The 15,240-nt window shown below is 69.5% G+C and carries 17 protein-coding genes; 12 read left to right on the plus strand and 5 right to left on the minus strand.

All coding sequences use genetic code 11. The annotated features are described in order from the left end of the window. Window positions 1–43 precede the first annotated feature (43 nt). Both AMK10_RS07770 and AMK10_RS07775 read left to right on the plus strand, forming a co-directional pair. Complete coding sequence (locus AMK10_RS07770) at window positions 44–844, plus strand: GNAT family N-acetyltransferase (RefSeq protein WP_107428389.1); 801 nt, start codon at window positions 44–46, stop codon at window positions 842–844. A gap of 184 nt (window positions 845–1,028) precedes the next feature. Beyond that, window positions 1,029–1,694, plus strand: coding sequence for an RDD family protein (locus tag AMK10_RS07775; RefSeq protein WP_073746325.1), 666 nt, complete (start codon window positions 1,029–1,031; stop codon window positions 1,692–1,694). A 12-nt stretch (window positions 1,695–1,706) separates the two neighbouring features. Here AMK10_RS07775 and AMK10_RS07780 read toward each other — a convergent pair whose 3' ends face one another. Continuing rightward, entirely contained in the window at window positions 1,707–2,003 is a 297-nt protein-coding gene (locus AMK10_RS07780; protein WP_073746327.1) for a hypothetical protein, read from the minus strand. A 382-nt stretch (window positions 2,004–2,385) separates the two neighbouring features. Between AMK10_RS07780 and AMK10_RS07785 the strand changes: the two genes are divergently transcribed. Both AMK10_RS07785 and AMK10_RS07790 read left to right on the plus strand, forming a co-directional pair. Next, entirely contained in the window at window positions 2,386–4,785 is a 2,400-nt protein-coding gene (locus AMK10_RS07785) for an immune inhibitor A domain-containing protein (RefSeq protein ID WP_073746329.1), read from the plus strand. Window positions 4,786–4,907: 122 nt separating this feature from the next. Next, entirely contained in the window at window positions 4,908–5,252 is a 345-nt protein-coding gene (locus tag AMK10_RS07790; protein ID WP_073746331.1) for a hypothetical protein, read from the plus strand. Between the two features lie 36 nt (window positions 5,253–5,288). On the opposite strand, the gene AMK10_RS07795 is transcribed toward AMK10_RS07790, so the two are convergent. Together AMK10_RS07795 and AMK10_RS07800 are read right to left on the minus strand one after the other, a co-directional pair. Beyond that, window positions 5,289–5,873: an isochorismatase family protein gene (locus AMK10_RS07795; protein WP_073746333.1), complete on the minus strand. Its 585-nt coding sequence runs from the start codon at window positions 5,871–5,873 to the stop codon at window positions 5,289–5,291. A gap of 127 nt (window positions 5,874–6,000) precedes the next feature. Next, on the minus strand, window positions 6,001–7,329 hold the full coding sequence (locus tag AMK10_RS07800; protein ID WP_073746335.1) for a nicotinate phosphoribosyltransferase: 1,329 nt from the start codon (window positions 7,327–7,329) through the stop codon (window positions 6,001–6,003). Window positions 7,330–7,417: 88 nt separating this feature from the next. On the opposite strand from AMK10_RS07800, the gene clpS reads away from it, so the two are divergent. The 7 genes from clpS to AMK10_RS07835 all read left to right on the plus strand — a co-directional run bounded on the left by clpS (window position 7,418) and on the right by AMK10_RS07835 (window position 12,214). Next, a complete protein-coding gene (gene clpS, locus AMK10_RS07805; RefSeq protein WP_031100168.1) occupies window positions 7,418–7,726 on the plus strand; it encodes an ATP-dependent Clp protease adapter ClpS in 309 nt (102 codons plus the stop codon). Window positions 7,727–7,769: 43 nt separating this feature from the next. Then, entirely contained in the window at window positions 7,770–8,357 is a 588-nt protein-coding gene (locus AMK10_RS07810; RefSeq protein WP_073746337.1) for a DUF2017 domain-containing protein, read from the plus strand. Between the two features lie 302 nt (window positions 8,358–8,659). After that, window positions 8,660–10,090, plus strand: coding sequence for an amino acid permease (locus AMK10_RS07815; RefSeq protein WP_073746339.1), 1,431 nt, complete (start codon window positions 8,660–8,662; stop codon window positions 10,088–10,090). 114 nt (window positions 10,091–10,204) lie between these two features. Then, complete coding sequence (locus AMK10_RS07820) at window positions 10,205–10,639, plus strand: Mov34/MPN/PAD-1 family protein (protein ID WP_073746341.1); 435 nt, start codon at window positions 10,205–10,207, stop codon at window positions 10,637–10,639. A 119-nt stretch (window positions 10,640–10,758) separates the two neighbouring features. Beyond that, window positions 10,759–10,872, plus strand: coding sequence for a putative leader peptide (locus AMK10_RS38595; protein WP_338014630.1), 114 nt, complete (start codon window positions 10,759–10,761; stop codon window positions 10,870–10,872). A gap of 113 nt (window positions 10,873–10,985) precedes the next feature. Then, on the plus strand, window positions 10,986–11,264 hold the full coding sequence (locus tag AMK10_RS07830; RefSeq protein ID WP_073746345.1) for a MoaD/ThiS family protein: 279 nt from the start codon (window positions 10,986–10,988) through the stop codon (window positions 11,262–11,264). After that, on the plus strand, window positions 11,264–12,214 hold the full coding sequence (locus AMK10_RS07835) for a PLP-dependent cysteine synthase family protein (RefSeq protein WP_073746347.1): 951 nt from the start codon (window positions 11,264–11,266) through the stop codon (window positions 12,212–12,214). The genes AMK10_RS07830 and AMK10_RS07835 overlap by 1 nt, the downstream gene beginning before the upstream one ends. A gap of 118 nt (window positions 12,215–12,332) precedes the next feature. Here AMK10_RS07835 and AMK10_RS07840 read toward each other — a convergent pair whose 3' ends face one another. Continuing rightward, complete coding sequence (locus AMK10_RS07840) at window positions 12,333–12,815, minus strand: type II toxin-antitoxin system PemK/MazF family toxin (protein ID WP_073746349.1); 483 nt, start codon at window positions 12,813–12,815, stop codon at window positions 12,333–12,335. A gap of 172 nt (window positions 12,816–12,987) precedes the next feature. Between AMK10_RS07840 and AMK10_RS07845 the strand changes: the two genes are divergently transcribed. Further along, on the plus strand, window positions 12,988–13,740 hold the full coding sequence (locus tag AMK10_RS07845) for an MBL fold metallo-hydrolase (RefSeq protein ID WP_073747982.1): 753 nt from the start codon (window positions 12,988–12,990) through the stop codon (window positions 13,738–13,740). 83 nt (window positions 13,741–13,823) lie between these two features. Here the strand turns inward: AMK10_RS07845 and AMK10_RS07850 are convergent, their stop codons facing one another. Next, on the minus strand, window positions 13,824–15,089 hold the full coding sequence (locus AMK10_RS07850) for a PTS transporter subunit EIIC (RefSeq protein ID WP_073746351.1): 1,266 nt from the start codon (window positions 15,087–15,089) through the stop codon (window positions 13,824–13,826). Between the last annotated feature and the right edge of the window lie 151 nt (window positions 15,090–15,240).

The raw sequence follows: 15,240 nt of genomic DNA on the forward strand, positions 1-15,240 counted from the left end.
CGTGACGGCACACCCCTCCGTCCCACCTCTCTCAGGAGTCCCGGTGCAGGATCTCGCGGATGCGATCGAGTCGATGGAGCAACTGGTCGTGGGCTGGCGGGCGATGGTGCTCGACCGGGACGCGGCGGCGGACGTGCGCGACCTGCCAGGCATCGCCGTACGGTGGGCCGATTCGCGCTTCGCCTTCTGGAACTGCGTCACCCTGACCGACGTCGGCGCGGACCCGGCACTCGTGCGCCGGCGTCTGGGACACGTCGCGGAGATCATGCGCGCCAAGGAGCGGCCGGGGTTCCTGTGGGTCTTCGAGGACCTCCTGACCACCGAGGCGCGCGCGGTACTCGGCGAGGCGGCCGGGCAGGCGGGCCTCGTGCACGCCTTTCCCGGCACCGGCATGGCCGGGGACCTGCTGCCCCTCCCGGCACCGGCCCACCCCGACCTGACGTTCGTCCGCGTGAGCACCGACGAACACCTGCGGGCGTACGCCGACCTCAACTCCCAGGCGTACGGATTCCCGCTGGAGGACGGCCGCGACGGCCTCGTCGGCTCCGCGCTGTGGAAGGACGGGGTGCACGCCTACCTCGGCCTGCGGGACGGCGTGCCGGTGACGTGCGCGGCGACGGTGGAGGCGGCCGGCCGTCTCTTCGTCGTGCTCGTCGCCACGGTTCCCGGGTGGGAGCGCAGGGGCTATGGCGAGGCGGTGACGCGCAAGGCCCTGTACGAGGGCGGCCGGGCCACCGGTCTGACCCGTGCGACCCTGCACGCGACCGCCGCCGGTGCGCCCGTGTACCCGCGCATCGGCTTCGTACCGAACTCCCCGATGGCCTTCTACGCGCTGAACAACTAGGCCGTCTCTTCCGGGGCGCGCCCTTGGATGTCGTCGGCCCCTTCGTGGGGGTGGCGGCCCCTCAGCGGCGGCCCCCTCGTCGGCGGTGGCCCGGAAGCAGCCCGTACGCCCGTGTGCTGACGCCCCGTCCCCCGAAGGGACCTCAGCCGTTGCGGGCCTTTACGGGCCGGGGTGCACTGCCCCCATGAGCAACGAACCGCCGCCCCCGCCGCCCGGCCAGCCGCCCGAGGACGACCCCTTCTCCAAGCGTCCGCCGCAGGGACCCCCGCCGGGCGGCGGCTCGCCCTACGACAGCGCGCCGCCTCCGCCCCCGCCGCCCGGTCGCGATCCGTACGGCGGCGGGCCCTACGGCGGTGCCGACCCGCTGGCCGGCATGCCGCCGCTCGCCCAGCCGGGCAAGCGGATCCTGGCGCGGCTGATCGACTTCCTCATCATCTCGATCCCGCTGTACCTGATCTCGCTGCCCTTCGGCGGAGCGGTCGACGTCACGTCGGACGACGGCAACGACGACTTCGGCAACGCCGTGGGCAACACCTACAGCGGGCATCAGCTGGTCTGGTCGCTGATCGGGCTGGTGATCTACGTCGCGTACGACACGTACTTCACCCACAAGGACGGCCGGACCCTCGGCAAGCGGCTGCTGAAGATGCGCGTCGCGATGCTCAACGACGGCTCGGTCCCCGACACGAGCTCCTCGCTGATGCGGGCCGTCGTGCTCTGGCTCCCGGCGCTGCTGTGCTGCCCCTGTCTGTGGTGGCTCATCAACATCGTGCTGATGTTCACGGACAAGCCGTACAGGCAGGGGCTCCAGGACAAGGCGGGCAAGACCGTGGTCGTCACCGTCCCCTGACCCGGCGGGTGGTCAGCGGTGCAGGGAGTGCTCGCCCATGCGCTGCCGCTGGGCGGCGGCGATCTCGATGTCCTCGATCGTGCGGTGCGCACGGAGCCCGGCGGGCGGCGCCGTGGGTGTTCCGGTCGCCCTGGTGCGGGAGGGCAGGGGCACGGTCGTGGCCACCAGCAGGCCCAGGACCAGTGCCGCGGTGCACACGGCGGCGATGCCGAGGCCCGATTCCGTACGGAACAGCAGCAGCATGGCGAGGGCGGAGAAGACGACGGTGGCCGAACCGAAGGAGAACTGTGCGGCAGTCGGACGCGGCATGGCGGTATCCGTCCTCGGGGTGTCGGATGGGGGAGTCTCTCAACACGTTCGCACGGTCAATCGACTCTACGACGGTGGATGCCCGTGAGGAACGGGTAGTAAGCGTGACCTAACCCACGGTACCGGTGCACGGGGGGCGCACGGAGTCACGCAGAGGCCAAGGATGAGTATCGGCGCGCCGGTTGGGCGTACGACCGGCAGGGATGTCCGTCCGGATAGCGGAAGTGGACGCCCGCATAGTGCACTTGGCCTGTGCAAGTCAAGATCTGTCTTTTCTCTCATAACTCCGATCGAATGTCGTCACTTGTGACGCGTTAATCTGCGCGCGGCCCGTAGGACACCCCCTGGCCGCGGACGCGAACGCCGGGGAGGACTGCATCAAGTGACCACTCAGAGACGGGCGCTACGGGCCACCGCCGTAGCCGTGTGCCTGGCCGCCACCGCGGCGACGGCATCGGCCTTCGCCACAGCCCAGGCAGTTGACAGGACGTCGGGATCGGGCGCCGAGGTCGTGGACCGGCGGGATCCCGCGCCGGTCAAGGCGCACGAGCACGACCTCGAAGGGCCCTTCAGCAAGGAGCAGGACGCACAGCGCCAGGCGGCGCTGGAGCAGGTCCTGGCCGGCGACAAGAAGGTGACCACCAAGGGCGGCTCCAAGGTCGTCAAGCTCGGCAAGAGCAAGTACGTCGAGCTGGGCCGCGAGAAGACCGACAAGATCTTCACCATCCTCGTGGAGTTCGGCGACCAGGTCGACGACACGACGATGTTCGACCCGGACGGCGACGGCCCGAAGCCCCCGGTCAAGAAGTTCGGCGGCACGCCCGGCCCGCTGCACAACGAGATAGCCGAGCCGGACCCGGCGAAGGACAACAGCACCGCCTGGCAGGCCGATTACAACCAGGCCCACTTCCAGGAGCTGTACTTCGGCGAGGGCAAGGGCAAGGACTCGCTGAAGACGTACTACGAGAAGACGTCCTCCGGGCGCTACTCGGTCGACGGTGAGGTCTCCGACTGGGTCAAGGTCCCGTACAACGAGGCCCGTTACGGGTCCAACTACTGCGGCTCGACCAACTGCGCCAACGTCTGGGACACCGTCCGCGACGGCGTCAACGCCTGGGTCGCCGACCAGAAGGCCAAGGGCCGCACCCTGGACGAGATCAAGGCGGACCTCGCGCAGTACGACGAGTGGGACCGCTACGACTTCGACGGCGACGGCGACTTCAACGAGCCGGACGGCTACATCGACCACTTCCAGCTGGTCCACGCCGGCGAGGACGAGTCCGCGGGCGGCGGCGCCCAGGGCACCGACGCCATCTGGGCGCACCGCTGGTACGCCTACGGCACCAACGCCGGTGCGACGGGCCCCGAGGGCAACAAGGCCGGTGGCGCCCAGATCGGTGACACGGGCATCTGGGTCGGCGACTACACCGCGCAGCCCGAGAACGGCGGCCTGGGCGTCTTCGCCCACGAGTACGCCCACGACCTCGGCCTCCCGGACCTGTACGACACCTCCGGCGGCGGCGAGAACTCCGTCGGCTTCTGGTCCCTGATGTCGGCGGGCTCCTGGCTCGGCACCGGCGACGGCCAGATAGGCAACCTCCCGGGCGACATGACCGCCTGGGACAAGCTCCAGCTCGGCTGGCTCGACTACGCCTCGGCGAAGGCGGCCACGGCCTCCACGCACAAGCTGGGCGTCGCGGAGTACAACACCAAGGACAAGCAGGCGCTGGTCGTCGAGCTGCCCGAGAAGGCCGTCACCACCACGGTCACGAAGCCCGCGGAGGGCTCGAAGCAGTGGTGGAGCGACATGGGTGACGACCTGTCGAACACCCTGACCCGTTCGCTCGACCTCACCGGGAAGACGTCCGCCTCGCTGGACCTGTCCGGCTGGTACGACATCGAGGCCGACTACGACTACCTCTACACCGAGGTGTCCGAGAACGGCGGCAGCAGCTGGACCGCGCTCGACGGCACGGCCGACGGCAAGGCCATCCCGCGCGACGCCAGTGACAAGCCGGCCCTGACCGACGTCTCCGGCGCGTACAGGAAGCTCGTCTTCCCGCTGGACGCCTACGCGGGCAAGAAGATCGACCTGCGCTTCCGCTACCAGACGGACGGCGGCGCGGGCGGCAAGGGCTTCGCGGCCGACGCCATCACGGTCACCGCCGACGGCGCCGCGCTCTTCACGGACAACGCCGAGGGCGACGACAACGGCTGGACCGCCAAGGGCTTCTCGCGGATCGGTGAGTCGTTCACCAACGACTACCCGCAGTACTACATCGCGGAGAACCGCCAGTACGTCTCGTACGACAAGACCCTCGAGGTCGGCCCGTACAACTTCGGCTTCTCCACGACCCGTCCGGACTGGGTCGAGCACTACGCGTACCAGAACGGTCTGATGGTGTGGCTCTGGGACACCTCCCAGAAGGACAACAACACCTCGGTCCACCCGGGCCAGGGTCTGATCCTTCCGGTGGACTCCCACGCCAAGCCGCTGAAGTGGACGAACGGCTCGCTCCTGCGCAACAAGATCCAGCCCTTCGACGCGCCGTTCAGCTGGTACCCGAACAAGGGCTTCACGCTGCACAACGCGGATGTGGCGCTCAAGATCAAGCCCTCGCTCGGCGTCCCCGTCTTCGACGACCGCAAGGGCACCTACTGGTACGAGGAAAACCCGACAGGAAGTGTCAAGGTTTCTGACACCAACACCCGGATCTCCATCGTCAACGAGCCGCTCAGCGGTTCGACGATCACGGTGAAGGTCGGTCCCTCGACCAAGTAATCGGTAAAGCAGCAGGTCACAACATGATCGGCCGTCGCCCTCTAGCGGGCGGCGGCCGATCGTGTTTAGGTGCCTCCTACCGAATCCTTATTGACACGAAGTCCAACGGGGGAGCGCGAAGCATGGCAGGCGGAGGTTTCTGCAGGTTGCCGAACGGCACGGTGGTGGTGGCTCTGACCCTGAACGGTCCGGCCGGGGGCTCCGGCCCCGGAGCGCCGGTCCGGGTGCTGGTGCACGCGGCGAACCGGGCGCGCGCCCTGACCAGGCTGCGCAACCTCGGGCTGCGGGCCGTCTACCTCAGGGGCAACGCCCAGCCGCCCACGCCGGACGAGATCACGGCGGTCCTGCACCACCCGGACGGGCTGCTGTGGCGCAGGGCGCCCCAGACCGGCCAGGAGCTCTGGCACCCGATACGGGCCCTGCTGGGCTCCTCCGGCTATGCGGGACCGGCCCGCCCGGCGGCCTGAGAGGTTGCTCGGCCGGCCCGGGCGCGCCGGGAGGGGTCAGACGACCGGCTTGCCGGTGAGCTCCACCCCGGCGGCCCGCAGCTCCTCCAGGGCCCGCTCGGTGGTCCCCTCGGCGACACCGGCGGTCAGGTCCAGCAGGACGTGCGTGGTGAAGCCCTCGCGGGCGGCGTCCAGCGCGGTGGCCCGCACGCAGTGGTCGGTGGCGATCCCGACGACGTCGACGGCGGTGACGGACCGGTCGCGCAGCCACCGGGCGAGCCCGGTGCCGTTCTCGTCGACCCCCTCGAAGCCGCTGTACGCCGCGGCGTACGCCCCCTTGTCGAAGACGGTGTCGATCGCGCCGGAGGCCACGGCCGGGGCGAAGTTGGGGTGGAAGCCCACGCCCTCCGTGCCGGCGACGCAGTGCGGCGGCCAGGAGTGCTCGAAGTCGGGCGCCGAGGAGAAGTGGTCCCCCGGGTCGATGTGGTGGTCCCTGGTGGCCACGACATGGCGGTATCCGGGCTGTGCCTCACCGATCAGGTCGGTGATGGCGGCGGCGACATCTGCGCCGCCCGCCACCGCGAGGCTGCCGCCCTCGCAGAAGTCGTTCTGAACGTCTACGACGATCAAGGCGCGATGCATGACGGTTGTCCTTCGGTGGGGAGTCGGCGGGTCGTGCGGAGGCGGACGGTGGGGATGCCATCGAGCCTAGAGACTCGGCGTACCCGGCGGGAGGGGGTGCACACATTCCCTCTTCCACCGGCGCGCCTCAGACGTACTCGGTGGGCAGCACCGGCTCGCCCCGGGACAGCTGCATCGCCGACATCGGCAGCCCCGCGCGCGCCGCGATGTGGCGCTCGCGCGCCGCCTCCAGCGGCTCCCGGCCGACGACCTCGCCGCCCTTGACCAGCTGCACCTGCACCTGCCGGTCCGCGAGCTCCGCGGGGACCTCCCCGCTGCCGATCACCTCGGCCTCGGCGACCCCGTACGCGTCCAGTCTGCGCGCCGCCCACTTGCGGCCGCCGCGCGAGGACTTCGCGCCCAGCGACTTCTTCACCACCGGCAGCAGCGGATCGGCCGGGTCGGCCGACCGGGCGCGCGCCACCAGTTTGTAGACCATGGAGCACGTCGGGTGCCCGCTCCCGGTGACCAGCTGGGTGCCCACCCCGTACGAGTCGACGGGCGCGGCGGCCAGCGAGGCGATGGCGTACTCGTCCAGGTCGGAGGTCACCACGATCTTCGTCCCGGTGGCGCCCAGTTCGTCCAGCTGCTGCCGCACCCGGTGCGCGACGAGCAGCAGGTCGCCGGAGTCGATGCGTACGGCGCCGAGCTCCGGTCCCGCGACCTCCACCGCCGTACGGACCGCCTCGGTCACGTCGTAGGTGTCGACCAGCAGCGAGGTCCCGCGGCCCAGCGAGTCCACCTGGGCCTGGAAGGCGTCCCGCTCGCTGTCGTGCAGGAGCGTGAACGCGTGCGCGCTCGTCCCGACGGTCGGGATGTTGTAGCGGAAACCGGCCGCGAGGTCGGAGGTGGTGTGGAAGCCGCCGATGTAGGCGGCGCGGGCCGAGGCCACCGCCGACAGCTCGTGGGTGCGCCGGGCGCCCATCTCGATGAGCCTGCGGCCCCCGGCGGCGGCCGACATGCGGGACGCGGCGGCGGCGATCGCCGAGTCGTGGTTGAGGATCGAGAGGATCACGGTCTCCAGCAGCACGCACTCGGCGAAGGTGCCCTCGACCCGCAGGAGCGGTGAGCCCGGGAAGTACACCTCGCCCTCCGGGTAGCCCCAGATGTCGCCGCTGAAGCGGTAGTCGGCCAGCCAGTCGACGGTCGCCGCGTCCACGATCCGCTGGTCGCGCAGGAAGCCGAGCATCTCGTCGTCGAAGTGGAAGTTCTCCACCGCGTCCAGCACCCGGCCGGTGCCCGCGACGACGCCGTAGCGCCGCCCCTCGGGCAGCCTGCGGGTGAAGGCCTCGAAGACGGAGCGCCGGTCGGCCGTGCCCGCCCTCAGTGCGGCCTGCACCATCGTGAGCTCGTACTGGTCGGTGAAGAGCGCGGTCGACGGCACACCGACCCGTCGCCCAAGGTCCGCTGAGTTCATACCGGGGATGCTACTCCCTATTCGTCAAAGTGACGAGATGGGGGCGCCGTTTGTGCGGGGACCCCTCCCTGGTGGCAGCATGGGGTAGGTGAGCGTTGCTGCCCCCGTAGAGATCGAACGTCCCGAATCGGCCGAGGAGACCTTCGCCGTCCCCGAGCCCGATGTCCCCTGGGTGACGCTGGTGCACAACGACCCGGTCAACCTCATGAGCTATGTGACGTATGTCTTCCAGGCCTACTTCGGCTACTCCAAGGACAAGGCCCACAAGCTGATGCTCGACGTGCATCAGAAGGGCCGCGCGGTCGTCTCCAGCGGCAGCCGCGAGGAGATGGAACGCGACGTCCAGGCCATGCACGGCTACGGGCTCTGGGCCACCCTGACCCAGGACCGGAACTGACTCGACCGCTGCCCCTCCGTCCGACCCACTCATCGGAGAATTCATGGCCGGCCACTTCGAGGCCACCCCCGGCGGCGGCGCGTCCGTCGCGCTCGACGAGGTCGAGGTCGCCATCCTGCGCTCCCTCGCCGTCCAGCTGCTGGAACTGATCGGCCCCGGCGACGAGCCGGCCGAGGGCGAGGACCCGCTCGCCGCCCTGTTCGCCGAGGGGCCCAGCGAGCCGCCCTCGGACCCGGCGCTCGCCCGGCTCTTCCCCGAGGCGTACGGCGACGAGGACAAGGAGCTGCGCGAGGCCTCCGCCGAATTCCGCCGCTTCACGGAGAACGACCTGCGCACCCGCAAGCGCGAGGACGCCCTCGTCGTCGTGCGGACGCTGGACGCGCTCGCGCCCGTGGCGGACGACGGCGCGGTGCTCGCCCTCTCCGCCGAGGAGTGCCACAACTGGCTGGGGTCGCTGAACGACCTCCGGCTCACCATCGGCACCCGCCTGGAGGTGTCCGACGAGGACGAGGGCCAGGACGGTTCGCTGTACCGGCTGCCCGACAGTGATCCGCGCAAGCCGATGGTGATGGCTTATCTCTGGCTCGGCGCGCTCCAGGAAACTCTCGTCGAAACGCTGATGCCCGGCTGAGGCCGCCCGGGTTCGCTCAACGGACGCTCAAATCCGAATAACGATCCCGTCACCTGAATGGCGTTCTTTGCTGTGCCTGGAAACGCTTGTCCGCTTTTTCCTGTGGTGTGCGCCACATAATGTCCATCGGCGTCTCCTGCCGGCCGTGATAAATCTTCACGACCGCCCGGGGACGCCACCCCTGTCCCCGGGGCGCTACGAGCCGGCCGAACGCCGGCGGCACTCCATCCATATCCGGGGGGATCAGGACCTGATCCGACGCCGACAACGGCGCGGATCGGCGTGGAGAAAGGCGCACCACCATGACATCGGCGCAGGTCGACAAGGGACAGGCGGACGGCCCCGAGGCCGTCGACGCCCCGGCGGGCGAGGGCTACCAGCGTGGCCTCGGCGCCCGTCAGATCCAGATGATCGCCATCGGCGGAGCCATCGGCACGGGACTCTTCCTCGGCGCGGGCAAGGCCATCGACAGAGCGGGACCCAGTCTCATCCTGGCGTACGCCGTCGCGGGCCTCGTCATCTTCTTCATCATGCGGGCCCTGGGCGAACTCCTCATGTACCGCCCGGTCTCCGGCTCCTTCTCGGAGTACGCGCGTGAATTCCTGGGCCCCTTCTTCGGGTTCGTGACCGGATGGACGTACTGGCTCTTCTGGGTCGTCACCGGAATCACCGAAGTCACCGCAGCGGCCACCTATATGACGTACTGGTGGGATATCCCGCAATGGCTGTCCGCCCTGGTGTTCACGGTCATTCTGTACGGCGCCAACCTGATCTCGGTGAAGCTCTTCGGTGAGCTCGAGTTCTGGTTCTCGATGGTCAAGGTCACCGCGATCCTCGGCATGATCCTCATCTGCGCCGGTGTGCTGACGATCGGCTTCTCCGACGCCGGTGACACCGCCACGGTCGCCAACCTGTGGAACGACGGCGGGTTCTTCCCCGAAGGCATCGGCGGCACGCTGATGACCCTCCAGATCGTGATGTTCGCCTTCCTCGCCGTCGAGCTGGTCGGCGTCACCGCGGGCGAGTCCAAGGACCCGAAGACCGTCCTGCCCAAGGCCATCAACACCGTGCCGTGGCGCATCGCCGTCTTCTACGTCGGCGCGCTGATCATGATCCTGTCGGTGGTCCCGTGGTCCACCTTCAAGCCCGGCGTCTCGCCGTTCGTCGCCGCGTTCCAGGAGATGGGTCTCGGCATCGGCGCCGCGATCGTCAACTTCGTCGTGCTCACCGCCGCGCTCTCCTCCTGCAACTCCGGCATGTACTCCACCGGCCGGATGCTGCGTGACCTGGCGCTCAACGGGCAGGGCCCCAAGGCCTTCACCAGGCTGACGAAGAACGGCCTGCCGCTGGTCGGCACCACCTTCTCCGCCGCGCTGATGCTCGTCGGCGTCTGGATCAACTACCAGTGGCCGGGCGATGCGTTCAACTACGTCGTCTCCTTCGCGACCATCTCCGGCATGTGGGCCTGGATCATGATCCTCGTCTGCCAGATCCGCTTCCGCGCCAAGGCCGACCGGGGCGAGCTGCCCCAGTCCTCCTTCAAGGCGCCCGGCGCGCCGTTCAGCAGCTGGTTCGCCCTCGCCTTCATCGGCCTGGTCATCGTCATGATGGCCGTCGACAAGGACGCCAGGATCTCGCTGTACTGCGCACCCCTGTGGGGCCTGATCCTGGGCGTCTCGTACCTGGTGCTCAAGGCGCGCAACCCCGAGAACTCCGCCTTCGCCAAGCGCTGACCCGCGCGACGGCCGCCCCGGGACACCGGCCGCCCCAACGGCCCCTGTCCGGCATCCGGGCCCTCGCGTACCACTCCCCGGTACGCGAGGGCCCGTCTGCTTATCCTGGGGGCCATGCTGACCCTTACCCAGGTGCTCCACGACCAGATCGTCGCGCACTCCCGCGCGGACCACCCCGACGAGGCATGCGGAGTGGTCGCGGGCCCGGCCGGGACGGGCCGCGCCGAGCGCTTCGTCCCGATGCTCAACGCCGCGCGCTCACCCACGTTCTACGAGTTCGACTCCACGGACCTGCTGAAGCTCTACCGCGAGATGGACGACCGCGACGAGGAGCCGGTGATCATCTACCACTCCCACACGGCGACCGAGGCCTACCCCTCGCGCACCGACGTCACGTACGCCAACGAGCCCGGCGCCCACTACGTGCTGGTCTCCACCGCGGACACCGACGAAGCGGGCCCCTTCCAGTTCCGCTCGTACCGCATCGTGGACGGCGAGATCACCGAGGAAGAGGTCGAGATCGTCGAGGCCTATCCCTCCGCGGCCTGACCCCCGGCGCGGCGCCGGAGAGCACCGCCCGGCGCCGCGTGTCCACCTGGCGAACGCTCACCATCCACGATGTGGGATCACACTCCGTCGCAGGGGTGGGGAATCGATACGATGAGCCCATGGTTCTCCATGACGTGAGCGAAAAGACGCCGGGCGCGATGCTCGTCGCGCGGCTGCACGTCGACCTGTGCAGGCTGTCGAGTGCCATGTGTCCGGCTTCCGCCTGCCCGTGAACCGCCCGGCCTGAGCCGCGGTCCGAGCGCGACCACGTACGCACCACCCCCGCGCGGGGGCACACAAACGCGCGCCCCACGCCACCTCCCCGCTTTCGACAGGAGCCCACGCCATGGCCATCGAGGTCCGCATCCCGACCATCCTCCGCACCTACACCGACGGCGCCAAGGCGGTCGAAGGCAGCGGTGAGACCCTCGCCGACCTCCTCGCCGACCTGGACACCCGCCACAGCGGCATCCGTGAGCGCATCGTCGACGGCGCCCAGCTGCGCCGCTTCGTGAACGTCTACCTCAACGACGAGGACGTCCGCTTCCTCGACGGCATCTCCACCAAGCTCGCCGACGGCGACAGCATCACGATCCTTCCGGCCGTCGCCGGCGGCATGCGCTGATGCGGTACGACTCCCCGCTGGCGGCCGTGGGCAACACGCCCCTGGTCCGCCTGCCGCGGCTGTCCCCGTCCGAGGACGTCCGGATCTGGGCCAAGCTCGAGGACCGCAACCCCACCGGCTCGATCAAGGACCGCCCCGCGCTCCACATGGTCGAACAGGCGGAGAAGGACGGCCGGCTGACACCCGGCTGCACGATCCTGGAGCCGACCAGCGGCAACACCGGCATCTCGCTCGCCATGGCGGCCAGGCTCAAGGGCTACCGCATCGTGTGCGTCATGCCGGAGAACACCTCGCAGGAGCGGCGCGACCTGCTCACCATGTGGGGCGCCGAGATCATCTCGTCCCCCGCGGCGGGCGGCTCCAACACCGCCGTGCGCGTGGCCAAGGAGCTCTCCGCCGAGCACCCGGACTGGGTGATGCTCTACCAGTACGGCAACGCGGACAACGCGGGCGCCCACTACGCCACCACCGGCCCGGAGATCCTCACCGACCTCCCGTCCATCACCCACTTCGTGGCGGGCCTCGGTACCACGGGCACGCTCATGGGTGTCGGCCGCTACCTCCGTGAGCACAAGCCGGACGTGAGCATCGTCGCCGCCGAGCCGCGCTACGACGACCTCGTCTACGGGCTGCGCAACCTCGACGAGGGCTTCGTCCCCGAGCTCTACGACGCGTCCGTGCTGACCACCCGCTTCTCCGTGGGCTCCGCCGACGCGGTCACCCGCACCCGTGAGCTCCTCCAGCAGGAGGGCATCTTCGCGGGTGTCTCGACGGGCGCCGCACTCCACGCCGCCATCGGCGTCGGCCGCAAGGCCGTCAAGGCGGGGGAGTCCGCGGACATCGTCTTCGTCGTCGCCGACGGCGGCTGGAAGTACCTGTCGACCGGCGTCTACACCGCGCCCACGACGGAAGCGGCGATCGAGACCCTGCACGGCCAGCTCTGGGCCTAGGGCCTTTCGTTCGGATCGGGGCACGCGAGCCCGCCGAGATCCGAACGAGAGGCCATAGGTTCGTCCGCCACGGAAGGCGCGGCGCGGGAGGAGATCCCGTGCCGCGCCTTCCGTCCGTTCACCCCAGCCCGCGCACCTGCCCCCACACGGCCGGGTCGAGGTCGCCGGCCTTCCGGCGGAAGCCCGACACCGCCACGTCGCGCAGCTCGTCCGTCTCCAGGAAGCTCTGCCGGCCACGGGCGTCCCCCACCGCACCGGGCGGCAGCGCGATCACTCCCGGCCGCTCCTCGTGGTGCTTGCTGGTGATCTTGGCGACGACCGCCGTGCCGTTCCGCACGGACAGGACGAGGCACGGCCGGTCCTTGGAGCCCGGCCCGTCCTCGTACGGCACGTCCGCCCACCAGATCTCCCCGGGCCGGGGGTCCCCGTGCGGACGCCCCTTCTTCCGCGCCGGAGCCCGCTCCGGTGCGCGCCCCGGAGGACGCGTCCGCCCGGCCGGACGCCGCGGACCGCGACCGCCCCGCCCGCGCGCATCGGAGACCGTCGCCACCAGAGCCAGCAGGACCACGGCGGCCAGGGCCACCCACCACCACGTGTTCATGCCTCGACCGTACCGGCGACCGGCGCCGCCCGGCCTTCCATCGAACCGGTGACAGCACAGGTGAGTTCCCCCACAACGGCAGGCCCTGGAGGAGCGACCGGTGGCCGAGCGCCTTACGCTCGACGGACCGCACGAACCCTCCCCGTTCCCAGGCCTCGGAGGTTCACGCTCCATGAAGCTCACCGTCGTCGGCTGCTCCGGCTCGTTCCCGTCCGCGGGTTCGGCATGCTCGAGCTACCTCGTAGAGGCCGACGGCTTCCGGCTGCTCCTCGACATGGGCAACGGCGCCCTCGGCGAGCTGCAGCGCCATGTGGGTCTCTACGACCTCGACGCCATCTTCCTCAGCCATCTGCACGCCGACCACTGCATCGACATGTGCGCGTACTTCGTCGTGCGCTACTACCGCTTCGACGGCGGACGCCCCGCCGCGATCCCCGTGTACGGACCCGAGGGCACCGAGCAGCGGCTGACCACCGCCCACGCCGACACCCCGTCCGACCACGCGATGGGCGAGGTCTTCGACTTCCACACGCTGAAGTCCGGATCGTTCGAGATCGGCCCCTTCTCGGTCCGTACGGAGAAGCTCCTCCACCCCGTCGACACCTTCGGCATCCGGGTCGAGCACAACGGGCGCTCGCTCACGTACTCCGGCGACACCGGGACCTGCGACGCGCTGGCCGAACTCGCGGAGGGAACCGATCTGTTCCTCTGCGAAGCATCGTTCATCCATGGCAAGGAGGACATCCCGGACCTCCACCTCAACGGCCGCGAAGCGGGCGAGTACGCGGCGAACGCCGGAGCGGGCCGGCTCGTCCTCACCCACATCCCGCCGTGGACGGACGCCGAGCGCAACCTCTCCGACGCACGCGAGGTGTACGAGGGGCCGGTCGAGCTGGCGGTTCCGGGCGCGGTGTACGAGGTCTGAGCCGGGACTGCCTCCAGGTACGACGAAGCCTCCTCCTCCCGCCGTGCGGGAGGAGGAGGCTTCGTCGTTGCGGCGGGGAGGTGTTACTTCGCCTCGGCCTTCTGGAGCTCGGCGAGCTCCTCGTCGGACTCACGGCCCGGCGTCGGAAGGTTGAACTTCGTGATCGCGAAGCGGAAGACCACGTAGTAGACCACCGCGAAGCAGAGGCCGACCAGGACCAGCAGCCAGGGCTTCGACGCGATGCCCAGGTTCAGGCCGAAGTCGACCAGCCCGGCGGAGAAGCCGAAGCCGTCCTTCATGCCGAGCGCCCAGGTCAGCGCCATCGATACACCGGTCAGGACCGCGTGGATCGCGTACAGCACCGGAGCGATGAACATGAACGTGAACTCGATGGGCTCTGTCACACCGGTGACGAACGAGGTCAGCGCGAGCGAGAACATCATGCCGCCGACGACCTTGCGGCGTTCCGGGCGGGCGCAGTGAACGATCGCGAGGCAGGCCGCCGGGAGGGCGAACATCATGATCGGGAAGAAGCCGGTCATGAACTGCCCGGCCTGCGGGTCACCCGCGAGGAAGCGGGCGATGTCGCCGTGGGCGCCGTTGTACTCGCCGGCCTGGAACCACGGGAAGGAGTTCAGCAGGTGGTGCATGCCGACGGGGATCAGCGCACGGTTGGCGACACCGAAGATGCCCGCGCCGACCGCGCCGGAACCGACCAGCCACTCACCGAAGTTGTGCAGACCCGTGCCGAGGACCGGCCAGATGAGACCGAAGACGATGCCGATGACCAGACCCGCGAAGGCGGAGAGGATCGGGACCAGACGGCGGCCGCTGAAGAAGCCCGCCCAGTCGGGCAGCTTCGTCCGGTAGAAGCGCTGGTAGATCAGGGCCACGACTATGCCCATCACGACACCGCCGAGCACACCGGCGTTGACCGGCGCGTCGTTCATGACGATCTTGCCGTCGACGACGCTCGCGACCTGCGGCAGGTTGCTGTCGGTGAAGGTGGCCAGCACCTTCTGGAAGACCAGGTAGCCGGTCACGGCGGCCAGGGCCGTCGAGCCGTCGGACTTCTTGGCGAAGCCGATGGCGATACCGACCGCGAACAGCAGGGCCATGTTGTCGAGGATGGCGCCACCGCCGGCCGCCATGTAACCGGCGAGCTTCGTGATCACGGTGGGGAACGACTCGCGGCCGAGCATGTCGGCATTGCCGAGCCGGACCAGCAGCGCGGCCGCGGGCAGAACCGCGACCGGCAGCATGAGGCTGCGGCCGATGCGCTGCATGACAGCCATCACGCCGGCGCCCCGCTTCTTCGCGGGGGCGGCCGGAGCGGTGTCCGTACTCATCAACTTCCTCCAGTAGGCAAGGCGCCGCCAGGGACAGGGATTTTTTCGGGGGCGACGACTCGAGGAACGCGGCGGCAGAAACGGCCGCGTGGTCTGGACCACTCAGTGGTGTAGACCAGTTTTAGCACGGTGAGGGTTAGATAAGGAACCT

Source organism: Streptomyces sp. CB02058 (assembly GCF_001905505.1).
GTDB lineage: Bacteria > Actinomycetota > Actinomycetes > Streptomycetales > Streptomycetaceae > Streptomyces.